This is a genomic window from Providencia sp. M-27 (genome assembly GCF_011077905.1).
In the GTDB taxonomy this organism is placed as follows: domain Bacteria; phylum Pseudomonadota; class Gammaproteobacteria; order Enterobacterales; family Enterobacteriaceae; genus Providencia; species Providencia huaxiensis.
The window spans coordinates 62092-87016 of the sequence record NZ_JAALBT010000003.1; the positions used below are offsets into that span (position 1 = coordinate 62092).

At 41.9% G+C, this 24925-nt stretch carries 22 protein-coding genes and 1 tRNA gene; 9 read left to right on the plus strand and 14 right to left on the minus strand.

Annotation, left to right across the window (positions count from 1 at the left end; translation table 11 throughout):
* The first annotated feature begins 252 nt into the window (after positions 1-252).
* The gene (gene mdtH / locus G6Q48_RS06190; RefSeq protein WP_166265098.1) at positions 253-1458 is read left to right on the plus strand and encodes a multidrug efflux MFS transporter MdtH; all 1206 of its coding nucleotides are present in this window, start codon (positions 253-255) and stop codon (positions 1456-1458) included.
* Positions 1459-1496: 38 nt separating this feature from the next.
* A complete protein-coding gene (locus tag G6Q48_RS06195) occupies positions 1497-2057 on the plus strand; it encodes a lipoprotein (RefSeq protein ID WP_166265101.1) in 561 nt (186 codons plus the stop codon).
* A 153-nt stretch (positions 2058-2210) separates the two neighbouring features.
* Here the strand turns inward: G6Q48_RS06195 and G6Q48_RS06200 are convergent, their stop codons facing one another.
* Positions 2211-2762: a TorD/DmsD family molecular chaperone gene (locus G6Q48_RS06200; RefSeq protein WP_166265104.1), complete on the minus strand. Its 552-nt coding sequence runs from the start codon at positions 2760-2762 to the stop codon at positions 2211-2213.
* Between the two features lie 137 nt (positions 2763-2899).
* Positions 2900-3841 (minus strand): glyoxylate/hydroxypyruvate reductase GhrA, encoded by a 942-nt coding sequence (ghrA, locus tag G6Q48_RS06205; RefSeq protein WP_102140466.1) that lies wholly within the window; start codon positions 3839-3841, stop codon positions 2900-2902.
* A 337-nt stretch (positions 3842-4178) separates the two neighbouring features.
* On the opposite strand from ghrA, the gene G6Q48_RS06210 reads away from it, so the two are divergent.
* A tRNA-Ser gene (locus G6Q48_RS06210) sits at positions 4179-4266 on the plus strand.
* An 8-nt stretch (positions 4267-4274) separates the two neighbouring features.
* On the opposite strand, the gene G6Q48_RS06215 is transcribed toward G6Q48_RS06210, so the two are convergent.
* The 5 genes from G6Q48_RS06215 to G6Q48_RS06235 all read right to left on the minus strand — a co-directional run bounded on the left by G6Q48_RS06215 (position 4275) and on the right by G6Q48_RS06235 (position 10467).
* Complete coding sequence (locus G6Q48_RS06215) at positions 4275-5795, minus strand: alanine/glycine:cation symporter family protein (RefSeq protein ID WP_166265107.1); 1521 nt, start codon at positions 5793-5795, stop codon at positions 4275-4277.
* Positions 5796-5882: 87 nt separating this feature from the next.
* The gene (locus G6Q48_RS06220; protein ID WP_166265110.1) at positions 5883-7367 is read right to left on the minus strand and encodes an aldehyde dehydrogenase; all 1485 of its coding nucleotides are present in this window, start codon (positions 7365-7367) and stop codon (positions 5883-5885) included.
* An 8-nt stretch (positions 7368-7375) separates the two neighbouring features.
* Positions 7376-8242 (minus strand): 4-hydroxy-tetrahydrodipicolinate synthase, encoded by an 867-nt coding sequence (dapA, locus tag G6Q48_RS06225; RefSeq protein WP_102140463.1) that lies wholly within the window; start codon positions 8240-8242, stop codon positions 7376-7378.
* Positions 8243-8259: 17 nt separating this feature from the next.
* Positions 8260-9507: an NAD(P)/FAD-dependent oxidoreductase gene (locus G6Q48_RS06230; protein ID WP_166265113.1), complete on the minus strand. Its 1248-nt coding sequence runs from the start codon at positions 9505-9507 to the stop codon at positions 8260-8262.
* A 9-nt stretch (positions 9508-9516) separates the two neighbouring features.
* A complete protein-coding gene (locus G6Q48_RS06235) occupies positions 9517-10467 on the minus strand; it encodes a 4-hydroxyproline epimerase (RefSeq protein ID WP_102140461.1) in 951 nt (316 codons plus the stop codon).
* A gap of 153 nt (positions 10468-10620) precedes the next feature.
* Here G6Q48_RS06235 and G6Q48_RS06240 point away from each other — a divergent pair, with 153 nt between their 5' ends.
* The 6 genes from G6Q48_RS06240 (at position 10621) to dauA (ending at position 18090) form a co-directional block, all read left to right on the plus strand.
* The gene (locus G6Q48_RS06240; RefSeq protein WP_102140460.1) at positions 10621-11424 is read left to right on the plus strand and encodes a helix-turn-helix domain-containing protein; all 804 of its coding nucleotides are present in this window, start codon (positions 10621-10623) and stop codon (positions 11422-11424) included.
* 243 nt (positions 11425-11667) lie between these two features.
* A complete protein-coding gene (locus G6Q48_RS06245; RefSeq protein ID WP_166265116.1) occupies positions 11668-12291 on the plus strand; it encodes a CDP-alcohol phosphatidyltransferase family protein in 624 nt (207 codons plus the stop codon).
* 9 nt (positions 12292-12300) lie between these two features.
* Complete coding sequence (locus G6Q48_RS06250) at positions 12301-14067, plus strand: bifunctional alpha/beta hydrolase/class I SAM-dependent methyltransferase (protein ID WP_102140458.1); 1767 nt, start codon at positions 12301-12303, stop codon at positions 14065-14067.
* A 269-nt stretch (positions 14068-14336) separates the two neighbouring features.
* The gene (locus G6Q48_RS06255; RefSeq protein WP_432652922.1) at positions 14337-15692 is read left to right on the plus strand and encodes a phosphatase PAP2/dual specificity phosphatase family protein; all 1356 of its coding nucleotides are present in this window, start codon (positions 14337-14339) and stop codon (positions 15690-15692) included.
* Positions 15685-16074 (plus strand): hypothetical protein, encoded by a 390-nt coding sequence (locus G6Q48_RS22770; RefSeq protein WP_229597579.1) that lies wholly within the window; start codon positions 15685-15687, stop codon positions 16072-16074. Before G6Q48_RS06255 ends, G6Q48_RS22770 begins: the two co-directional genes overlap by 8 nt.
* A gap of 282 nt (positions 16075-16356) precedes the next feature.
* Complete coding sequence (dauA, locus tag G6Q48_RS06265) at positions 16357-18090, plus strand: C4-dicarboxylic acid transporter DauA (protein ID WP_102140455.1); 1734 nt, start codon at positions 16357-16359, stop codon at positions 18088-18090.
* Positions 18091-18139: 49 nt separating this feature from the next.
* Here dauA and G6Q48_RS06270 read toward each other — a convergent pair whose 3' ends face one another.
* The 7 genes from G6Q48_RS06270 to hemA are packed head-to-tail and all read right to left on the minus strand — an operon-like array spanning position 18140 to position 24752.
* Positions 18140-18874: a tetratricopeptide repeat protein gene (locus tag G6Q48_RS06270; RefSeq protein ID WP_166265125.1), complete on the minus strand. Its 735-nt coding sequence runs from the start codon at positions 18872-18874 to the stop codon at positions 18140-18142.
* A gap of 20 nt (positions 18875-18894) precedes the next feature.
* A complete protein-coding gene (locus G6Q48_RS06275; RefSeq protein ID WP_166265128.1) occupies positions 18895-19797 on the minus strand; it encodes a TIGR01212 family radical SAM protein in 903 nt (300 codons plus the stop codon).
* 12 nt (positions 19798-19809) lie between these two features.
* A complete protein-coding gene (gene kdsA, locus G6Q48_RS06280; RefSeq protein ID WP_102140452.1) occupies positions 19810-20664 on the minus strand; it encodes a 3-deoxy-8-phosphooctulonate synthase in 855 nt (284 codons plus the stop codon).
* Between the two features lie 46 nt (positions 20665-20710).
* The gene (gene sirB1 / locus G6Q48_RS06285; protein ID WP_102140468.1) at positions 20711-21520 is read right to left on the minus strand and encodes an invasion regulator SirB1; all 810 of its coding nucleotides are present in this window, start codon (positions 21518-21520) and stop codon (positions 20711-20713) included.
* A gap of 22 nt (positions 21521-21542) precedes the next feature.
* Positions 21543-22376, minus strand: coding sequence for a peptide chain release factor N(5)-glutamine methyltransferase (prmC, locus tag G6Q48_RS06290; protein ID WP_166265131.1), 834 nt, complete (start codon positions 22374-22376; stop codon positions 21543-21545).
* Positions 22376-23458, minus strand: coding sequence for a peptide chain release factor 1 (prfA, locus tag G6Q48_RS06295; RefSeq protein WP_004264135.1), 1083 nt, complete (start codon positions 23456-23458; stop codon positions 22376-22378). Before prfA ends, prmC begins: the two co-directional genes overlap by 1 nt.
* A 31-nt stretch (positions 23459-23489) precedes the next feature.
* Positions 23490-24752 carry a glutamyl-tRNA reductase gene (gene hemA / locus G6Q48_RS06300; protein WP_102140450.1) on the minus strand — a complete coding sequence of 421 codons (1263 nt, stop codon included), beginning with the start codon at positions 24750-24752 and terminating at the stop codon, positions 23490-23492.
* Between the last annotated feature and the right edge of the window lie 173 nt (positions 24753-24925).

The following is a 24925-nucleotide window of genomic DNA, read 5'->3' on the forward strand; positions in this document are numbered from 1 at the left end:
GCAGTCTATGCTTTGATAATTAATAATATTCTAAATAATTCGCTCTGTGACTAGGCGACTAGAGAGGATAGATTGGGGAGCATGCACGAGTATGTGACCCAAGTAGCCGAACGCAGTCAACACCGTCACAGAGTGAAGTATGACGAATATTTATCGATAAAAATATATCATCTATTACCCCGCAATATACTGATATTATTGATACGTAATTTTAAAAACATTCCCTCTTTGCTATTTTTCTAATGGTGTCTCATGGCGCAGGTGTCACGGGCAAGAAGCCTTGGTAAGTATTTTCTCCTATTTGACAACATGTTGGTTGTCCTCGGCTTTTTTGTCGTTTTTCCACTTATTTCTATTCGGTTTGTTGATCAGCTGGGTTGGGCTGCCGTGGTGGTGGGTTTTGCCTTAGGAATTCGTCAGTTTGTTCAACAGGGTTTGGGGATTTTTGGCGGTGCTATTGCTGACCGATTTGGCGCAAAACCCATGATTGTCATTGGGATGTTATTACGCGCCAGTGGTTTTGCGGTGATGGCCGTGGCCCATGACCCTTGGGTATTATGGTTATCTTGCGTCCTCTCAGCACTGGGTGGCACCTTATTTGACCCTCCACGAACCGCATTAGTGATTAAATTGACCCGCCCGTATGAACGCGGCCGTTTTTATTCTTTACTCTTAATGCAAGACAGTGCTGGAGCCGTTATTGGCGCGTTGATTGGTAGTTGGTTATTGCAATATGACTTCCATTATGTCTGCTGGGTTGGCGCTGCAGTTTTTATCATTGCGGCCATCTGCAATGCTTGGTTATTACCCGCTTATCGGATCTCAACCGTCAGAACCCCTATCAAAGAAGGTATGGGGCGCGTACTAAAAGACAAACGTTTTGTAACTTACGTTGTCACTTTAGCGGGCTATTTTATGTTGTCAGTTCAAGTGATGCTTATGTTTCCGATTGTTGTCAACGAGTTAGCGGGGACACCAACTGCCGTCAAATGGATGTATGCGATTGAAGCCGCGATATCATTAACATTGCTTTACCCTATTGCGCGTTGGAGCGAAAAACATTTTCGCCTTGAACACCGACTCATGGCCGGGCTATTTTTAATGAGTCTCAGCATGTTTCCAATTGGCATGACAACCTCTCTCAATACGTTATTTGCTCTTATTTGCCTCTTTTATCTCGGCACAATAACCGCTGACCCTGCTAGAGAAACATTAAGCGCGTCACTTGCTGACCCTAGAGCCCGAGGCAGCTATATGGGTTTTAGCCGCTTAGGCCTTGCTTTAGGCGGAGCTGTCGGTTATACCGGTGGCGGCTGGATGTACGATATTGGCCACCAATGGAATATGCCACAATTACCTTGGTTCTTATTAGGGATCATCGGTTTTATCACTTTATGGGCTCTTCATAAGCAATTTAACCGTAAAAAAATTGAAACAGTCATGTTGAGTGGGCAGTAATGCGCTAAACTAGCGGTGTTACTGTAAAAGGAGTCTTTATGAAGAAGTTTTTAATCGCTGCTATGGTGGGCTTTCTCACTCTTTTATCGGGCTGTAGCCAATTATCTGAGTTTAGTATTAGTGAGTCACAAATTAATAATTACCTTGCTAATAAAGTAAAATATGACCATAAAGTCGGCATTACGGGTTTTGCTGATGCAGATATTCAGCTCGCGAATTTAAAATCAGAAATCGGCCGTAGTGAACCAGGAAAAGTCGCGTTAACGGGGGATGCAACCGTTAAATTAGACTCGCTGATTGGTAAAGCGGAAGCACAAATTAACCTGACACTCACTGCGCGTCCTTACTTTGATGCCAAAACAGGTTCAATTTACTTAAAAGAATTGAATATTAGCAATTACAAAGTGATGCCAGAAAATATGGATACCGCTATGTCAGCTGTTATTCCTTACTTAAACAGTTCACTTGAAACTTTCTTTGAAACTCAGCCTGTTTATGTGTTGAATCCAGATAATGGTGCTGCTGAAGCAACCGCGAAGAAACTCGCTAAAGGGCTGGAAATCAAACCGGGCAAACTGGTCATTCCATTAGTCGATTGATTTTAACCATAAATAATTTCGATTGATAAAAGCATTAAAGGCAACAGGAAAATCTGTTGCCTTTCTTATTCGTTCAAACTCAATCAAAATTATTAATCAACACTGACGACTAAAGTAGAGTAATACCCAGAATCAAAAGTGACAGCGTCACAATCACTCCGTATCTGAGTCAAGTTCATCACGCAGTGCGATAACTGCATCACGGGTAATTTGGGCTAAAGTACGGTAAAATGGGGTTGTTGCATGGGCCTCAACCTTCCCTAAAAAGCTGCCATACCAGCTAAGAATATAGCTATCAAATAGTTCTTCTTGAGCGGCGGTTTCATCTTCCGCCGCTTGGTCTTCCAACCAAGAAGCTGCGAGTAGTAAAGCACCAAAGGCATCGGCTGGCGCATTCGTCAAAGACATTCCTCTCACAGTTAAAAATTCGCGAACCTCTGCTTCTGTAATTTCAGAATCGTAATCATTCGCTAACATTGAAACTGCTGGGGATCCACCTGCAAACAGAGCTTGGTAATCCGCATTAACCGCATTGATATCGAGATCTTTCGCCATGCGTGACCACAACTCATCTTGTTCCAATGGCCATGATGCTTTTAATTTATCTTGAGCAATCATATCAATAAGCGGCTTTACGAGGCTATCAGAGGGACTACGTTGAAATAGTGTCCCCAAAATACGGCAGACGATTGAAAATTCGTTCATATATTATCCTATTTTACAGATTCAGTAGTCACACCTCGTGACCGAAGCAGTTACTTTCAGTATATCGAAAAAATAGGAAAGATATTAGGGGTGATGATTGCGAGTGATCACAAAGACCACTCGCAACAAAGAAGTGGCTAATAACCGCGTTGCATATCAACCACACCAACAGGGGCTTGGCCTGCTTCAATGCGTTCAATATTACTGACAATCATATCCATGGCTTCTTTCGGTTTTGTAAAGGCCGCAACATGGGGAGTGATAGCGATACGTGGATGTGTCCAGAACGGGTGCATTTGCGATAACGGCTCACTCGCAAAAACATCCAGTGCAGCACCTGCAACTTGCCCTGATTCAAGCGCTACAAGCAAATCTTGTTCAACCAAATGGGCTCCACGTGCAAGGTTAATGACATATGCCCCTTGCTGTAGCTGGCTAAACAGCTGCTGGTTTAAAATTCCCACCGTTTCTGGTGTACTTGGCAGAAGGTTAATAACCACACGGGTACCAGAAAGAAAACTGGCTAATTGGTCATTACCAAAATAACTTTTCACGTTATCAAGTTGCTTTTCAGAGCGGCTCCATGTTCTTACATGAAAACCAAAGCTAACTAAGCGCTTTGCAACGGCTTGCCCTAATGCACCAGCCCCCATCACACCGATAACAAAATCTTCGTGTTGATAAGCTGGTAACTGCTTCCATTGACGCTGTGATTGCAACTGCCGGTATTCATCCATGCGACGAAAATAGCTTAACACTTTCGCGCAAGCGTACTCTTCCATTTGGATCGCCATACCCGTGTCTTCCAAACGCATGACAGGAACGCCTGCTGGTAAGGTGCCAGGTTTGTCTTGTTCTTGCTTTAAAATAGCATCCACACCCGCACCTAACGCGAAAATACCTTTTAAATCACTTCGGCCAGCAAGGCATTCATAAGGCGGTAACCAAACCATGGCATAATCCGCACTTTGGTTATCCCCTTTTTCCCATTGGCGAATATTCACCTGTGGTAATCGCGCTTTCATACCGTCAATCCACTGTTTTGAATCAAAAAATGGATGGTAAAATAAAATATTCATGGCAACTCCTCTTTGGTTTCTAACAGAGTGTGCCGAATGGCATTTCTTTTCAAGTTAATCAAGCCTATACACGCTACTCAATCAGAATTTTGTTAACTAGCTAACGGTTTTTACCTCCACGACTTGCCGTTTTAAATTAACATCAAAAGTATTATTTACCTTAGTCGGTCACATTTAAGATTAGATAATAATCAAATTGTTTTTTATTTAGCTAAACAGCAACAAAAGTCGGAAAAAGGAGAAATAGGGAGTTGACGTAAGACGCTATTTTCCCTATAGTAGCGCCCCGTTGCAGAGCAGGTTTTTATTCCCTACTCCACAACAGATTTAGAAAAACGGTGAGGTGTCCGAGAGGCTGAAGGAGCACGCCTGGAAAGTGTGTATACGGCAACGTATCGAGGGTTCGAATCCCTCCCTCACCGCCATTTTTCTTCTAGTTCTTACCCTCTCTTTCTTGATATTCCATCCCTTTGTTTTGTTTCTCTTTCGGTTCTATACCTACTCCTTGTGCATGGTATTCACGGCTAATATCTTCCCAGAGTTCTGCATTTTCTACTCCTGCTACTTTTGGGTCAAACACTGGGTCAACACCGAGTTTTTCCTGCCGCTCAAAGTCACGCAGTGCCCGTAATGCAGGTTTTGATAGGAAGACAATGGCGATAAGATTGAGGTAGCTCATGCTACCGAACCCGATATCACCAAGACTCCACATTAAACTGACTGATTGCACGCTTCCTATAAAAACAATAATCAAAAATACAAATTTCAGTATCAATTTGAGAATGGGGTAACGCAATTTTCTATCAAGATAAACAATTGTGGTTTCTGCGATATAGTAATAAGCCATCAATGTTGTGAATGCGAATAAAAATACAGCGATTGAGACGAATCCTGACCCTGCGGAAGTAAAGACGGTTGATACCGCCATCTGAGTCCATGCGGTTCCTGCTGCAACCCCGGGGACATATTCAACTAAGGCCGTTGCCGAACCATCGGGAAAAACGTTATACATATTCGTGACAAGGATCATCAGACCCGATGCTGTACATACAACGACAGTATCAATATAAATCGAAAATGCTTGGATCAGCCCTTGTTTTACAGGATGGCTTACCTCAGCGGCTGCAGAGCTAAATGTGGCTTCACCCGCACCGGCCACATTGGAAAAAACAGCACGACGCACACCCCATGAAACAGCCGTACCAATAATACCACCGAATACAGCGTCCATTCCCATCGCACTGCGGAAAATTAAACTGAACATAGCCGGCACTTGTTCGTAATGGCTACCCAAGATGATCACCATCATGACGATATAAGCCAAAGCCATAATTGGTACAATCTTATCTGCTGCACTCGCAATACGTTTTATACCACCAAAAATTAGCCATGCCATCAGCACTGTCACAATGCCGCCTGTCGCAATTGGGGGTAAGTTGAATGAGGATTGGAAGGAATCCGCTATGGTATTGGCTTGAATACCCGGAACCAGTACACCATAAGATAGGCAAATAACGGCAGCCACCATAATGGCAAATGGCTTCAATTTTAACCCTTTCTCGATATAGTAAGGGGAGCCTCCACGGTATTGGTCATCAGAGCGCTGTTTGTATATTTGAGCGAGTGTGGATTCGATAAATGCACTTGCTCCGCCTAATAACCCCATGACAACCATCCAAAAAATCGCACCGGGGCCACCTGCGGCAATGGCTGTCGCCACCCCCGCGATATTCCCCACCCCCACACGTCCTGACAACGCTAAACAGAATGCTTGGAAGGAGGAAATGCCTTCTTTTGACGCTTTATTTTCCTTTAACAAACACACCATTTTAATAAGGTAGCGAAACTGTACACCGCGAGTCGCTAATGTAAAATAGAGCCCAACACCTAGCGATAATACCACTAATGCATTACCCCAGATGTAACCAACGATTGTATTAACGATGGCTTCCATTTTGTACTCCTTCGTTATTGTAATTGTTTATTTGTATTTGCAGGGTAAAAAAAACCTGAGTCCACTTGGGCACTCAGGTCAACGTTTTTACTGATGGATAAACCAGATAACCTTGGTTTGAGTATATTGTTCAAATGCCTCTAAGCCGTTATCTTTACCGCCAAAACCTGATTGACGAAAGCCACCAAACGGTGTTGTGATATTACCTTCACTAAAGCCATTGACTGAAACAGTGCCTGCGTTAATGCGCTGTGCAATTTGCATGGCTCGGTGAATGTTTTGACTATAAAATGAAGCCGCTAAACCATATTGAGTGTCATTGGCAAAAGCGACCGCTTCATCATCTGTTTTAAAGGATGTAACGGCTAAGATAGGGCCAAAAACTTCATGCTTAAATAGCGACATGTCAGGTGTGACCTCATCAAAAATTGTCGGCTCGATGTACCACCCAGCACCTAATTCATGATGGATTTTCCCACCCGCAATTAATTTTCCTCCCTCTTTTACCGTGGTATCTAAAAAGGATTTTACTTTCTCAAAATGAGCCTGTTCGACCATTGGCCCAATTGAAACATCCGCTTGCCTTGGGTCACCCACTTTCCATTCTTTAACCGCTACAGCAAGCTTGTCTAATAGTGTTTTTTTGATACTTTCATGCACAATTAAACGAGAACCGCAGCTGCAATTTTCACTCATATTCCAAAAGGCAGCCGCCATAATATGTGGAATTGCCGCGTCAATGTTTGCATCTTCAAACACTACTTGAGGACTTTTACCGCCACATTCGAGCACAATTTCCTTTAAGTTACTTTCGGCGGAATATTTTAAAAATAAGCGTCCCACATCTGTTGAACCGGTGAATGACACCATATCAACATCATTATGGCGACCAAGGGCTTCCCCGACTTTTTCACCTAATCCACAAACTAAACTTAATGCACCTTGAGGGACACCTGCCTCATAGGCCAGTTCCACCATACGATAGGCACTTAATGAGGTTAATTCGGCAGGCTTCACAATCACCGAGTTGCCTACAGCAAGTGCAGGAGCCACTTTCCATGCAAACATTTGAGCAGGAAAATTCCACGGTAACACCGCCCCAACCACGCCAATAGGCTCGTGCACTATCAGCCCCAATTCTTGATGGCTTGTCGGTGCAATTTTGCCAAACAGTTTGTCAATCGCTTCGGCATACCAATAAAAGGTTTCAATGGTTGCGGGTAAATCAGTATTTAAACATTCAGTGATAGGCTTACCTGCATCTATACAATCTAGTGCCGCTAGTTCTTCACTGTGCAGTTCAATGAGACTAGCCCACTTAAGCATGATAGCTTTACGTTCTTGAGGTGATAACCCGCGCCATTCACCTTGATTGAACGTGTCACGTGCTACCTGTACAGCGACATTAATATCGTTCGCATCACCGTCAGCAATAAAACCAATAACGCTATTATCGATTGGGGTACGGTTTTCTAATTTATTTTGCTGCTCTGCATGCCCTGCAATTAAATTGCCAGCCCACAGTTTTCCTTGTTTTGCTCGTTCAAATACCTGCTGTTGGGTCATGGTCATATTTCCCCCTAGCGTTTAATCAATTTAATGAATTCATCGCGTTCTTGAGACGCTATATTTGACAGAGGCAAACGGACCGGGCCTACATTAAATGTGCCATTCAAGCAACCCGCTTTGGCTTTTTGGTTATAGTTCCCTGATTCCATTGAGTAAATTGCAGGATAAATTTCATTCATAATCTGCTTAGCGAGTTGCCAGTCACCCGCTTGCGCCGCATTAAAAATAGCAACTTGCTCTGCTGGGAATACATTCCCAGCTCCTGCTATCCAACTTTTTGAACCCCAAAAGAAAAAATCCACTGGTTGGTCATCACAACCACAAATGACCTCAAAATTTTTGAATGGTGTTTGTAATAGATGCAGTGCTCGGCTAAAGCTTCCACTGCTTTCTTTGATAGCGACAATATTGTCAATTTCAGCTAGCTTGATAACCGTTTCAATGTCAATTTCAATACCGATCCGAGCTGGGAAGTTGTACATAATAATGGGTAATGGTGTTGATTTTGCGACTTTTTCATAGTGGGCGTACACCCCTTGCTGATCCGGTAAACTATACGGTGGTGGCGATAACATTAATCCTTCATAGCCCAGTTCTTGAGCTTGTTTCGCTCGTGCAATGGCACCTTCAGTTGATAAGTCGTTAATACCCGCAATTAGTGTCACTCGCCCTTTTGCAATTTTACAAACCGTAGACAGCACGGTTTTACGTTCATCTTCATTTAATGCGTAATACTCTCCCGTGGTCCCGCAGACCACTAAACCGGTAACTCCGCGCTCAATAAGTTTTTCAGTTAACTCAGCAAGCGCACTGATATTTAATGTTAAATCATCATGAAATGGCGTGACTAAAGGAACAAGAATGCCATGGAAATTCATTTGAATTCTCCTCAATATTAAAGAAATCGCTCAATGGAAAAAGGGATGCAATCGATACTTGTCGGTTGCTGATGAATAAAACTATTAACGATATCTGCGGTGATCGCTGCTTGGGTTAGCCCTAAGTGTTGGTGACCAAAAGCAAAAATATAAGGACCTTTATGGTCGATCACCGGCAAAGAGTCAGACGTTGATGGGCGAAATCCCATCCACGGTGTAGATTGTTGGCTGTTCAATGGCGTTTTCAGCATCGGCTGCGCTAACGGTAGAAAATGTTGAGCGCGTTGCATATTGGCTGGACGCTTTAGCCCCGCATACTCCACGGTTCCCGCGAGGCGTAACCCTCGAGACATTGGCGTCATAATAAAACGTCTATCCATACTTGATACGGGTATTGATAATCGTCCCAATTCATGAGGCAACATCAAATGATAACCGCGCTCAGTTTCTAACGGCACATTGATGCGACTAACCATTCTCACTAGTGATTTGGAAAATGCGCCGCCTGCAATAACAATTTTTTGGCCTGTGAACTGGCCTTGGGTCGTTGTCAATACCGCTTGTTGATTCGACGTCGATGTAATTTCTGTTACTTCACAGTGGGTTAATACTTGTCCACCCGCGTGTAAAAACGCCTCAGTCAGCTTTTGATGTAATGCACATAAATCCACAACATGGCCGGTATCTGGATAAAAAATGCCCCCGATTTGGCTTTCGGATAAAGCGGGTTCGCGTGTTAGTAGCGCATCTTGATCAATTAATTGATTAGCTACACCAACACTTTGCAAATACTCACTGTGCTGGCTTAGCTTATCGAGCGTTTCTTTTTTCTCAGCCACCAGCAGTGAACCCTTCATTTTGACAAGATCACTTAATTGCCATTTCTGAATAAATACTTGCCATGAATCGAAAGCGGCACTGTTTAATGTCATCAATGTATGATGGATATGGGTAAAGGGCTTATGGCGCATGTTACCTAACAGCTTGATTAACCAAGGTGTTAACGGTAATAAGTAACGCCAATCCAGACGCAGAGGGCCCAATGGGTCAAGGAGCATTTTTGGAATTGATGTTAAAACACTCGGATCAGCAATCGGGAAAACCTGTTCTGTCGCAATATGCCCTGCGTTGCCAAATGAGGCACCTTGGCCAATTTCATGTTTATCAAGCAGCAACACTTGTGAGCCATTCGCTTGCACTGTCAGTGCGATACTCAAACCAATAATGCCACCACCCACCACGATCACTGGATATTTACGTTCCATTTCATACCCCTATGCCACCGAGATCCCAAAACGAAATGGATCTTGTTCATCTATCAATAAGGTATTTTTTCCGCTGATATAGGCATGCCCGCGAATAGTCGGAATAATGCCGTTTTCATCAGCCTGTTGAAAACTAGCCTGAAATTGGCTGCCAATGACGCTGGCTTGATGCCAGATTTCCCCTGCCGCCAGCTTTTTATCTGCAGCTAAGCAGGCGAGTTTAGCGCTAGTCCCTGTTCCGCAAGGCGAGCGGTCATATGCGCCACCTGGGCATAACACAAAACTTTGGCTATTAGCATTGGGGTGTGAACCGAATAATTCGATATGGTCAATTTCTTGGCCATCTTTACCGTAGATACTTTGGTCAACTAAGGCTTGCTTGATTTTTAAACTGACTTCTGTCAGTAATTTAATGTTTTGGAAATCAATGGCAACTGGCGACTGTTCAACAAGAAAAAACCAATTTCCACCCCAAGCGATATCCCCAATAACCGTGCCGAGATCTGGGACATCAACTCGTACCGCTTTGCGATAACGATACGAATACACATTCTGAATACTCACGCTACCATCTTGATGTAATTGTGCTGTTACATCTCCAACTGGCGTCTCGATAAGATGGTTGCCATAAGTGATATGCCCCAGAAAGTGCAACGAGGCCACTAAACCGATAGTGCCGTGACCACACATTCCCAAGTAACCTTGATTGTTAAAAAAAATCACGCCTGCTGTTGCCGCTGGGTTTTGTGGTTTACACAATAGGGCTCCCACTAGAATGTCATTACCTCTAGGTTCTAAAATCGTTGTACGACGCCAGATATCATGGCTATTACGCAAAATATCTAAGCGAACGGCCACGCTTTGTTGCCCTAAATCGGGAAATCCATCAATAACAAGCCGAGTTGGTTCCCCTGCGGTATGAGAGTCGATAACTTCAATTTTGGTATATTGAGATTGCATTGGTTAGCATCCTATCCATTATCATTGTTAATAGAATGATTGATTTTTGTTAACAACTCTTGATATCTTTCTAACAAACTTATGCGGTTTTCAGCACAATCTAAAAATATTTAACAGAATTAATAAAATTAATTTAATATTTCGGAGCGCGGCATGATCAATCTAAATAAATTGCTGTTGATTAGTCAGGAGAACATGCTATTTCCCGTTGATAATATTGATATTTTATTAAACCATTTAGGTTTGATTATGCCACTCATTAATACCTTGCCGAATGTAACCTTTTTTGTGAAAGACCATAATGCAAAGTATGTTTTGGCCAATGATAATTTAGCCACCCGCTGTAAAATCGATAGTGTTAACCATTTAGTAGGTAAAGGTGCTGAGGATATTTTTCATTCAGAACTCGGCCAAAGCTATAGCTCTCAAGATTATTTAGTGATGGAAAAGAAAATTAGCGTCATTAATAAGCTTGAACTGCACCTGTATAAAGCAGGCTTGTTGGGATGGTGCTTAACAACTAAGGTTCCTATTTTTAATACACGTAACCAAGTTATTGGGGTTGCAGGAATTTCAGTGGATTTACAAGATGTCAAATCGGTCAGCCCTAAACTGAATAACCAGCTTAGCCGTGTTGAGCGCTATATTAGTGAACATTTTGATATTGCGATAAAAATGACAACTCTTGCTGAAATATCTGGCCTTTCGCTTTCTCAATTAAACCGCCAGTTTAAAGCGATTTTTTTGATAACCCCCCAACAATATATTCAAAAGATGCGTCTGGAACATGCTATTGAACTGCTCGAAGATGATTTTTCAATTACTGAAATTTCCAGTAAATGTGCTTATGCTGATCACAGCGCTTTTTGTCGAAAATTCAAAGAAATGACCACAATGACACCTAGCCAATTCAAACGAATGCGTTCACGAATCGATAAACAAAAAGTATTGGCGTGATCGGGTATCATATCGGTTAATCTGTTTTTCCTTAATTTTGATAAGTCCCTTCTATTTCACTGCCACTAAATGTTTTTTATTCGATTATTCAAATAATTGCCGTAATTTTATCGTTAAAATTATAGGGTAGCTTCCTTTGGTTATCTCCTAACTTGAGATAGCTCTTATTGCAGAAATCAATCAATCGCGTATTGATATATCCCAATGCTGCGTCATAGTGCAGTGATGGGAAAGGAATACTCAATGACTATTTACGATCTGAAACCTAAATTTCAAGATCTTCTTCGTCCAATTGTTCATAAGCTATTTAGTGCGGGTGTTACCGCCAACCAAGTCACTTTGGCGGCTTTACTTCTATCCGTTATCAGCGGAATGCTATTACTTTTCATTCCAAATCCACACCTGTTTATTTTATTACCTTTCGTTCTGTTTATTCGTATGGCACTCAATGCGATTGATGGCATGTTAGCTAGGGAGCACAACCAAAAAAGCCACCTTGGTGCTATATTGAATGAGCTCGGTGATGTCATTTCAGATATTGCTCTGTACTTGCCATTTGCGGTTATTTTCCCTCAAGTATTTTGGCTTATTTTATTCATTCTATTTCTTACGCTACTGACTGAATTTATTGGTGTTATCGCTCAAGCCATTGGTGCGTCTCGCCGCTATGATGGCCCAATAGGTAAAAGTGATCGTGCATTTTTTTTCGGTGCGTTAGGGCTTCTCATTAGCATTTTTCCACAGATCATATTGTCTAGTTGGGTAAGTTATCTGTTTATCCTTTTAACTTTGTTGCTGTTTTATACTTGCTATAACCGTATTCGCCGTGCTCTTTGTGAATTATCTGCACATGAGAATAATAATTAAGGAAGAATTATGAACGTTCAAACAGATTATCTGACGCAACGTCCCGTTATTGAGTCCCAATTTACCACCAGTGACCATACTTCTCTTTTTTATCGACATTGGCCAGCAGAGGTTTCGACCAACAAAGCGGTTATTTTATTTCATCGTGGCCACGAACATTCCGGCCGTGTCGCCCATTTAGTCGATGAACTTAATCTACCTGACTATGCTATGTTTGCATGGGATGCCCGTGGACATGGCAGAAATGATGGCCCTCGAGGTTATAGCCCTTCACTCAGCACATCCATCAATGATGTCGATGAGTTTGTACGTTACATTTCCACTGAATATACTATTCCGTTAGAAAATATCATTGTTATCGGGCAAAGTGTTGGTGCCGTTCTTGTCTCCGCTTGGGTTCATGACTACGCCCCAAAAATTCGAGGGATGGTACTCGCCTCCCCTGCATTTAAAGTTAAATTGTACGTCCCATTTGCCCGAACAGGGCTTGCTTTAATGCAAAAAACGCGCGGCTTGTTCTATGTAAATTCGTATGTCAAAGCCAAGTATCTCACTCATGATGAACAACGCATTGATTCGTTTAATCGCGACCCATTGATTACTCGCCCTATTGCCGTCAATATTTTACTTGAACTGTATAAAACGGCTGATCGCATCGTTGCTGATGCGGGCGCAATTACTTTGCCCACCCAACTATTTATTTCAGGTAGCGACCACGTTGTTCACCATCGGCCTCAACATCAATTTTTTGATAAATTAAATACCCCAATAAAAGAAAAACATATATTACCCGGTTTTTATCACGACACTTTAGGAGAAAAAGATCGTCATATCCCGCTAGAGAAAATCCGTGATTTTATCGACAAATTATTCGCATTACCGCGCTACCAACATAATTATCAATATGAAGATATATGGAGTGCCAGCGCTGAAAAATATCGTTCACTCATGACTCCATTGCCTAAATGGTGCCCTAAAAATCTTGCTTATAAAATTATGAGCAAATCAATGAGTACACTAGGCAAAGCTTCTGAAGGTATTCGTATTGGTTATGACAAAGGGTTTGATTCAGGCTCAACCCTTGATTACGTATACCGCGATAAAGCCCAGGGTAAAGGCTTATTTGGCCGTGTTATTGATAGACAGTATCTCAACAGTATCGGCTGGCAAGGAATACGCCAACGTAAAGTTAACATTGAAAATATCATTCGACAGGCTATTCGTGACCTCACTGATAAAGGGACACCTGTGCGAATTATGGATATTGCCGCAGGCCAAGGCCGTTACATTTTTGACGCAATCAATGACTATGGCAAAGTCGAATCTGTCCTACTAAGAGACTATAGCCCTGTCAACGTTGAACAAGGCCGCCTACACATCAAACAGCGTTACCTTGAAGACAAAATTCAATTCACTGAAGGCAATGCTTTTGACGCTGATGATTTAGCTGCCGTTTCACCATCACCAACTATTGGTATCGTTAGTGGCTTATATGAACTGTTCCCCAGTAATGAAATGATAAAGGCGTCATTAAATGGGCTTTCTCGGGCAATTCCATCTGGTGGGCTATTAATTTATACCTGCCAACCATGGCACCCCCAAGTTGAGATGATTGCCCGTGTACTACCAAGCCACCAAGGTGGTCAAGCATGGGTTATGCGTTGCCGCAGCCAAGGTGAAATGGATAGCTTAGTTGAAGACGCGGGCTTTGAAAAATTGAATCAATCTATTGATAACTGGGGGATATTCAGCGTATCTATAGCCAGACGACGTTAATGCATTCAACATACTATGTAATTAGCAACGAATGATTAGCAGTGAATGATTGGCAGTGAATGATTGGCAGTGAATGATTGGCAGTAAATAATTAGTTGTTAATGATTGATGGTGAACCATTGCCATCAATCACTAATTTTAACCATCGCTAATACCCGTTGTTTATTGCGAGTAAAGCACCTATGCTGCTTAATACTCTCTGTTTTTCCAGTTATTTTTTTGATATCACCACCAGTTTGTTGCTATTTAAAGGAATAGAATAAAGGATGATGATTACAACCCGCGAGCCTCAAGAGACTATACCTCGACACAAAATAATATTGTCTGGTTTGCTATGGTTAGTTTTTTTAGCCCCTTTTTTCTTCTTAACTTATGGCCAAGTTAATACGTATACTGCAACGTTAGACCAGGTTCCGTCTGTCGTTTTTTCTTGGGAAACACATATTCCATTTCTTCCTTGGACTATCATTCCCTATTGGAGTATTGACATATTCTATGGGTTATCATTATTTATTTGTACGACCCGTAAAGAACAAACCATCCATGGCCTACGGCTTATCACAGCTTCTCTTGTTGCCTGTATTGGTTTTTTGCTATTTCCACTTAAGTTTAGTTTCCCTCGGCCAACCACTGATGGGCTATTTGGCTGGATGTTTAACAGCCTAGAACTATTTGACCTCCCTTTTAACCAAGCCCCTTCATTACATATTATTTTATTGTGGATCCTCTGGTTACGTTTTCGAGCCCATACTCCAATAAAGTGGCGCTGGTTACTTCATAGCTGGTCTATTTTAATTTTAATTTCAGTGTTGACCACATGGCAGCACCATTTTATTGATGTCGTTACTGGATTTGCAGTTGGCCTATTAATTAGCTATTTGCTTCCTATACAAACTCGTTGGCAATGGCACTACACGGGGTCCCCTCGCAGTTTTAAAATGAGCAAAAACTATGGAATAGGTTCTCTTGCTTGTTTTATTCTTGCTTTTATCTTCCAAGGATTTGCTTGGATACTATTATGGCCCGCTATCGCCCTCTTTTTTATTACCCTCGGCTATTTAGGGGCAGGCGCCAGCGTCTTTCAAAAAACACCTGAAGGAAATATTTCCCCTTCTGCTGCTATTTTATTACTACCGTACCGGCTCATTGCTTGGGGAACCTATCATTACTTCGCTAAGCACTGCGCACAACCCAGTATTGTTAATCAACATATCGTTTTGGGAGGCCGCCCACTATACGCTTTGCAAGCTCAAGCTGTTTTAGATATGACTTGCGAATGGCCTCGCAATTTTTACAGCAAAGGACTGAAATATTGTAGCCAACCGCAAATTGATTTGTTACCACTAAGCGCGGAAGATATCGAAAAGTCAGTCCATACTATGGATGAACTGATAAAACAGGGGCCGGTATACATTCATTGCAAATTAGGTTATTCACGAAGTGCGACTGTTGCTGTTGCATGGTTGGTACATCATGGCGATGCTAAAAACATAGAAGATGCCGTAACGTTAGTTGAACAAGCTCGCCCACAAGTTATTTTAAATACAGCAACGATAGAACAACTGAATGATTGGCACACCAATTACCATCTAAACCGAGTGAAAAATGAATACATTGATGAATAAACAGCAAGGTGAGGTCATCACTATTTTGACTCATAGTTGGCGTTATTTTGCTACTGGCTCTGTATTGGCACTATTTTGCCAATTCGCTTTGTTTTTCTATTCTAATTACTCTAAATATATTTTATTCGCCAATGTAATTATATTTATAATTTGCCAGTATTATATATATCGTCTCTGGTTAGATAACCATTTTTTTAAAATTATCTACACGCATAATGAAACGGAACAGTTTGATAATGCTTTGAATTGTTTATTTCCAAGCAAAATTAAACATCGTACGATGCAACAAAGGTGGTCTGGAACTAAACGCCTTTTCACACGAGCACTTGGGATAGCGCTGCTTCAATGGATAGGGCTATTGGCAGCAATAATAGCAGTTTAGTCGATTAAGTATTGACCAATTTATTATTTATAATGATTTATATTTACGATTAAAAAATAAAATGACTATTATTTATATGCACATCTAAAACAGGAACGTAACCATATAAAATATATTCTAACTATTTTTCTTTATAATATAACGTTTTTTTACTTTTGTTACTGAAAACGTTATGATAATTGTAGATTCATTGATACATAACAGATTTTTTTCAGGTTGCTAAGCGTATCCTTATAGGTACATCTTTCGTTTATTTTTCACCCTGTTATTTGGTAGGGTATAATGAGTACAAAAAAAATTAATAGGTTGCGCCCTTTTAGTGCGCTAATAGATTCTTGTTGGAAAGAAAAATATACGGCTACCCGCTTTATTAAGGATTTAATCGCGGGTATTACCGTGGGTATTATCGCTATCCCCCTCGCAATGGCTTTGGCTATCGCTAGCGGTGTTCCACCACAATATGGGCTATATACTGCGGCTATTGCAGGGATCATCATTGCAGTAACAGGTGGGTCTCGCTATAGCGTTTCTGGCCCCACGGCTGCTTTTGTGGTGATCCTCTACCCAGTCTCTCAACAATTTGGGTTGAGTGGGTTATTAGTCGCCACATTGATGTCGGGTATCATACTTCTTGCGATGGGGTTTGCTCGCTTTGGTAAGTTTATTGAATACATTCCCGTTTCTGTCACCTTAGGCTTTACTTCGGGAATTGCTATCACCATTGCCACAATGCAGATTAAAGATTTCTTTGGCTTGCAAATGGCGCATGTCCCAGAAAACTATGTTGATAAGCTAATTGCTATTGGCAATACATTCCCCACATTTCAATACAGTGACACTTTAATTGGGCTTTCAACCCTTTTGGTGCTTATCTTCTGGCCTAAACTAAAACTAAAACTTCCTGGCCATTTGCCAGCCCTTATTGTCGGGACTTTCGTCATGTGGGTGCTTTCATTATTTGGTATGGAAGTCGCGACTATCGGTTCTGAATTTAGCTATTTATTGCCTGATGGCACTGAAGGTAATGGTATTCCCCCTATTCTACCGCAGTTTATTTTGCCGTGGGAACTCCCCGGAAGTGCACCAATTAACTGGGCGATGATCACCGCATTAATGCCTGCAGCATTTTCTATGGCGGTACTGGGCGCAATTGAGTCACTGTTATGTGCCGTAGTATTGGACAACATGACGGGAACCAAACACCATTCTAATAGTGAACTTATTGGCCAAGGTGTGGGGAACATTGCAGCGCCTTTTTTTGGTGGGATCACCGCAACCGCTGCAATAGCTCGCTCCGCAGCTAACGTTCGAGCAGGTGCAACATCCCCTATTTCTGCGATTATTCACTCAATACTGGTGATACTCACATTATTGGTTCTTGCTCCAATGCTCTCTTATCTGCCATTAGCCGCTATGTCTGCATTATTATTGATTGTGGCTTGGAACATGAGTGCTGCAGGTAAGGTCGTTTACCTAATTAAACGTGCTCCTAAAGATGACATTATTGTATTAGTGTTATGTATGTCTCTAACCGTTCTATTTGATATGGTTATTGCCATCACTGTCGGGATTGTTCTCGCATCATTATTGTTTATGCGCCGTATTGCCAATATGACCCGTTCAACACAACTAGCAGAAACAGATGAAGAACAAAGCCGCTTAGTCGTAAGAATAAATGGCCCGTTGTTTTTCGCTGCTGCTGAACGTATTTTTGATGAGTTACGTGTCAAAAGCGCTGGCTATAAAACTATTATTATGCAATGGGACGCAGTACCTGTATTGGATGCGGGGGGCTTAGAAGCTTTCGAAAAATTCATAGATGCCGTTCGCAAAGATACCCATATCTTAGTTTGTGATATTCCGTTCCAGCCATTAAAAACATTGGCGAGAGCAAAAGTGGCACCTATTGAAGGCGTATTGAGTTTTTATAATTCAATGGATCATGCGCTTGAAGCCGTTAAAGCTATCGAACAAGCGGGTTCTATCGACACAGAAAAGCCAATAACAACACCTTAACTTAAGTATCAAACCAAACCGCCATGTTATTTTACATGGCGGTTTAGTATCACTCGCTGAAGCAAAACATCTCATTCCCTGCACTTTTTCCTTTTTCGCAGGCTATTTCCCTTAATTTTTTTGCTTTCACTTGGTCGATGGTCACCGTACCTGTATTATCTTCAGAAAATTTAAACGCTGCCATCCACTCTGCATAGCCCGGATAAGTCATCTCATTTGCCTTATCAAACCATTGTTGTGCTTGCTTTTCGTCTTTTGCAACACCTTTGCCATCTAAGTAAATAACACCAAGCAAAATAGGCGCAATAAAATAATCTGGGTTATTTAACGCATTAACCTCATTAAGAAGTTCTATAGACTGCTGATAATCCGTTTTACCCGCAATTGGGTTTATCAATGACTCTGCTAAACTGATTTTGCCACGCGTACTGCCCATTTCAACAGCTTTCGTCGCGTACTTACGAGCATCAATCAATTCCTGTGAAAAATAACTATCACTTAATAGATTGATATCTGCCAATAATGCATAACCATCCCCATTACCATTTTTTGCAGCTTCGTTTGCCCATAAACGCGCACTATTAAGATTTTGAAGAACACCTAAACCGGAAAAATACATTTGGGCAAGCTGATACTGGGCCTGAGCATCTTTCTTGGTTGCTTTTTGGTGAGTTTGTACAAATTTCTGTTTATCTTCTGGGGTAATATCAAGTTGAGCTATCGCTTGAAAAGAAAACGTAATTAGAGACGAAACGATAATAGCTTTATAGAAAGTTGATTTCATATGTATTCTCATTGAATATATCAAAGTGCGGAGCCTTGCCCGCCCCATTTTAAGAAATATTGATATAAATTATTCATTCCCACCCAATGGTTTTCACACCAGTTCGGAGCGAGTAATGTGGGTTTTCTTGCACTGGCACTAATACGGTGATAAACAATATCAGCCGGAGTATGGCGCACCATTTCACCTGCAATTTCAGTATATTCATCGAGAGAAAGCGTTGCCAAGCGCCCTGCCCGCCAACTTTTGGCCATCACACTACCTTCGACAATATGTAAAGGGTGAAGTTTGATACCATCCGTTCCGCACTCAAGGACTTTATCAAGTGTTTGCATATTCATTTGGGCATTTTCACCGGGTAACCCGCAAATCAAATGTGTACAAACTTTTAATCCAAGGCTGCGAGCCTTTTGTGTCGTCTGTTGGTATGCATCAAAACCATGGCCGCGATTAATACGATGTAGTGTTTTATCATGGGCACTTTGTAAACCTAACTCAAGCCATATTTCATAGCCTTGCTGTTGATACTGGCTTAGCAAGGATAATACTGACTCAGGAACACAGTCAGGGCGGGTACCTACGCATAATCCAACAATATCGGCTTGCAGTAAGGCTTCTTCATAAAGTTGTTTTAATAGGCTCACTTCGGCATAAGTGCTGGTATAGGCTTGGAAATAAGCTAAGTAACGTTTTGCGCGGGAAATTCGGGTGATCTGTTGGTGAATTTGTTCACTAATAGTTTGAGATGACTGATTTTCATCAGCAAAAGAAGCCACATTACAAAAAGTGCAGCCTCCTCGCCCAAGGGTGCCATCACGGTTTGGGCAATTAAAACCACCATGTAAGGTAATTTTATAAATCTTTTCACCATATCGGCGCTGCAAATCAGCGCCGAACATAGAAACGACTTCAGTGAGTTGCATAAACCGCCTAACTTAGCGACTCGTATCTAACTCAGGGAAGCCTTTTACAACTTCGTCGATTGCTTTCATTTGCTTTAAGAATGGTTCCAGCTTATCTAATGGTAATGCTGATGGGCCATCGCAGCGTGCATTATCTGGGTCTGGGTGAGCTTCAAGAAATAACCCGGCTATCCCAACCGCCATTCCAGCTCTTGCCAATTCAGCAACTTGCCCACGACGACCACCAGATGCTGCACCAAACGGGTCGCGGCATTGTAGTGCATGGGTTACGTCGAAAATGACAGGACAGCCTTTTGATGCTTGAACCATGACATTAAAACCAAGCATATCAACAACTAGGTTGTCATAACCAAAGTTTGCTCCACGGTCGCAAAGAATAATTTTATCGTTGCCACCTTCGATAAATTTCTCAACGATATTTCCCATTTGTCCTGGGCTGATAAACTGAGGTTTTTTGATATTAATTACTGCGTCTGTTTTAGCCATGGCTGCAACTAAATCCGTTTGACGAGCCAAGAAAGCCGGTAATTGAATAACATCAACAACTTCGGCAACAGGAGCTGCTTGCGCAGGTTCATGAACGTCAGTAATAATTCTCACACCAAATGTTTGTTTCAACTCTTGAAAAATTTTCATTCCTTCTTCAAGACCTGGGCCACGGTAAGAGTGGATTGATGAGCGGTTTGCTTTATCAAATGATGCTTTAAAAACGTAAGGGATCCCCAGCTTTTGGGTCACAGTGACATAATGCTCACACACTTTCATCGCCATATCGCGAGATTCTAATACATTCATTCCACCAAATAACACAAACGGCAAGTCGTTCGCGACATTGATATCACCAATATTGACTACTTTCTGCTGCATACTCTTACCTTTAATATTGAAACAGGGACATTAGCCTGTATGTTAATTAATGTAATACGATTGGATGATTATCCAACGAATAAATTTGTATTTTAATCATTTCAGAAACAGGGTCTTCTGGACAGTGCTCAATAAAGTAATTGAGATCACTTAACGCCACATGATTACAGTCTAAATGTGCAAGAATTAACCCTCGGTCCCGAATTTCGTAAGGGTCTTCAGGGTCAAGAGTCAGAAGCGTTTCACAAACTCGCAGCGCTAATTCCATCTTTTTCTCTTCCATTAATGACGCTTTCAATGTGTCAAAAATTTTACGGATGACAACGCTGTTTTCTGCTACATCCAATTGGTCATGGTAAAATTCAGAAAAAGGATCAACGGTTCCTTTGAGCCATAAATTTAATGTGTGTAGTGATAAAGACTCACCATTTACAGGGTTAATTACCCACTGGCTGCCATCATTTCTTTCAGTGATAAATAATAATTGAGTCGGAAAAATAGCGGGATAAATCGCAATGCCAAGGCGCTCGGCAACGTACAAAAAGATAGCACCGAGTGTCACTGGCGTACCTTGCTTAGATGACAGTACTTTGTCTAGCCATAGCATATCTGATAACAGATAAATGCCTTCAGCTGGGCCAAACGACCATTCTTGGTAAAAAAGTGAGGTCAACTGCTGAATTTTGGTTTCGTTATCAGCGGTTAAATCGATACAAGACTTGGCTGATGAGACTAAGCTGTCTAACTGAGCTTGCACTTTCATCAGCGGGAAATCATGACGGATACATTGTGAAACAGTCATGATCCCTTCACTTAAAGGGAGTTGATTAAATTCTATATTCGCTATGGTTTTCATTACATTCCCAGTGCTATGCCACTTAACCATTCCATTGACCGAGTGAAATTCGCTCTCTTCCACCATAATCAAGACAGGTCTCAATTTTGGTGTACCCATGTACTTTAAATAAATCACGCACCGCAAGACCTTGTGTCCAGCCATGCTCAAGAAGTAACCACCCTTGATTTTTCAGATATTTTCTAGACTCTTTAATGATGTAAATTAGATCGGCTAAACCTTCATCCTTAGCCACTAGAGCGGTTAAGGGCTCAAATCGCACATCACCTTCACTGAGGTGCTTATCATTTTCATCAATATAAGGTGGATTACTGATAATCATATCAAATTGTTGAATTGATAGTGAAGCAAACCAATTACTTTGTATAAATTTGACATTTGAAATATTCAAGCGCTGTTGATTTCGTTGTGCTAAAGCAACCGCATCAGGATTAAAATCTACACCAATAAGCTGACTTTGCGGCATCTCAGACGCCAAGGCTAATGCAATTGCCCCAGTCCCAGTGCCTAAATCTAAAATGTGTTTTTTTTGCTCTGTTAACCTAGATAAGGCTTGTTCAACGATACATTCAGTATCTGGCCTAGGTATTAATGTTGCAGGTGAGACATAAAGAGGAAGGGACCAGAACTCACGTTCACCGACAATATAGGCGATAGGCTCACCTTTCTCACGGCGTTGCAAAAGTAATTCAGCTTGTTGGAATTCTTCGGCTTTGAGTTCCGTTTCACCAAATGCAAAAAGATAGGTACGACTGCGGCCTGTGACATGTTCCAGTAAAATTTCAGCATCTCGCTTCGCACTGTCACTTGCAGACAGCCGATTCGCTGCCTGCTTGACCCATTCGGTATATTGCATTATTCCTGCTCAGACAACGCAGAAAGTTGGTCTGCCTGGTATTCATTGATGATAGGTTGGATAAGTGAATCCAGTTTTCCTTCCATCACTTCATCTAAACGGTATAACGTCAAGTTGATACGGTGGTCCGTCACTCGGCCTTGTGGGAAATTATAGGTACGAATGCGGTCAGAACGGTCACCAGAACCTAATAAATTACGGCGTTCAGACGCTTCTGCGGCTTGGCGTTTATCCATTTCAGCTTGGCGAATACGCGCACCTAATACAGACATCGCTTTTGCTTTATTTTTATGCTGAGAACGCTCATCTTGGCACTCAACAACGATACCTGTCGGAATATGGGTAATACGAATTGCAGAATCGGTGGTATTAACGTGCTGCCCCCCCGCTCCTGATGAACGGAAGGTATCAATACGTAAGTCCGCAGGGCTAATTTCAGGTAATTCAGCTTCCGGTAGCTCAGGCAAAATAGCCACAGTACAAGCAGATGTATGAATACGACCTTGAGATTCAGTTTCAGGAACACGTTGAACACGATGCCCGCCTGATTCAAATTTTAAGCGACCATAAACGCTATCACCGGAAATTTTCGCGATAACTTCTTTAAAACCGCCATGTTCACCGTCACTCGTGCTCATGAGCTCAACGCGCCAACGGTTATTTTCCGCATAACGGCTGTACATACGGAATAAGTCACCCGCAAAAATTGCCGCTTCGTCTCCCCCTGCTCCCGCACGGATTTCAACGAAACAGTTATATTCATCATCAGGATCTTTCGGCAACAGCAACAATTGTAATTGCTGTTCAAGCTCTTCATTGCGCGCTTTAGCTTCTTTCAGCTCTTCTTGAGCCATTTCTTTCATTTCAGGATCGTCTAACAACATTTCAGCTGTTTCGATGTCATCCTGTACTGTGCGCCATGCGCTAAAGCATTTAGCGACATCAGATAATTGAGCATATTCTTTTGATAAAGCACGAAAACGGTCTTGATCGGCGATTACACCTGCATCAGCAAGGTGCGCTTCAATTTCTTCGTAGCGTTCTTGTAATGCTTCTAGTTTTGCGACAATAGAAGGCTTCATTCGTTATATAAGACCTATGATTAAAATGTGGTTATTGATGGTCCAGCCCTAAGCTGTCCCTAAGTAGATTTAGACGCTCGACATCCCCATTTCCTGCAGCTTGCTGCAAAGATTTAGTTGGAGCGTGAATAAGGCGGTTGGTTAATTGTTGCGATAATTGCATGATCACTTGCTCAGGATCTGTACCTTGACGGATAGCCGTCAACGCTTTTTCAGCCATGCTTGCCCGAATGGCCTCAGCTTGTTCTCTGTAATCGCGAATTGTAGACACTGCCGCTTGTGAGCGCAACCAATCCATAAAGTGGCTACTTTCTTGCTCAACAATATATTCAGCTTCAACGGCTGCGGCTTTTCGCTGAGCAAGGTTCTGTGCGATGATAGACTCTAAATCATCCACAGTATAGAGATAAACATCTCTTAATTTTTCAACATCTTGTTCGATATCTCGGGGAACGGCAATATCGATTAATAACATCGGCTTACTACGACGTATTTTCATTGCACGCTCGACCATCCCTTTCCCTATAATGGGTAAAGGACTCGCCGTTGAACTAATGACAATATCCGCTTCTGCTAAGCGGTTATCAATATCCGATAACGAAATGACTTGTGCATTAACCTCATTGGCTAATAACTCCGCCCGTTCACGTGTTCGGTTCGCTATCATCATTTTTTGTACGCCGTGTTCACGCAAATGACGAGCCACAAGTTCAATAGTTTCCCCTGCGCCAACTAACAAAATATTTAAATGCTTAAGTGATTCAAATATTTGACGAGCAAGCGTACAAGCCGCAAATGCTACGGAAACGGCATTTGCACCAATATCGGTTTCTGTACGCACACGCTTTGCAACAGAAAACGATTTTTGGAAAAGGCGCTCAAGTTCGCTCGATAACGAATGATTACCTTGTGAAAGTGCAAATGCCTTTTTTACTTGCCCTAATATTTGTGGTTCACCCAAAACTAAGGAATCCAAGCCACTCGCCACACGCATTAGGTGACTAACAGCCCGGTCGTCTTGGTGCCAATATAAACTTGGCTGTAAATCTTTTTGGGTTATACCATGAAAATCACACAACCATTTTACTAGTTGTTCTTGAGCTCGCTCTTGTGATTCAAGGCTCAAATAAAGCTCAGTTCTATTACAGGTAGACAGCACAACGCCACCATTCACTTGAGGCTGTTTGAGGAGCTCTTCAAGTGCATGGTCAATTTTTTCAGGACCAAATGTCACCCGCTCACGCAGGGCTACTGGTGCTGTTTTATGGTTGATGCCTAAGGCTAATAAGGTCATTGTGCTTTACGACTTACTCACATTGCTTACAGTGCTAATTATTTTCAGTAATGCTCGATGGGTATTCCCCACCAATTTAGCAATACTGTTATTTATATTGTTCTATTGTAGATGATCCGCGTCTCTCTTTCTACGGTTTGCATAAGCCTATCCTTCAGAAAGATGACCCACGC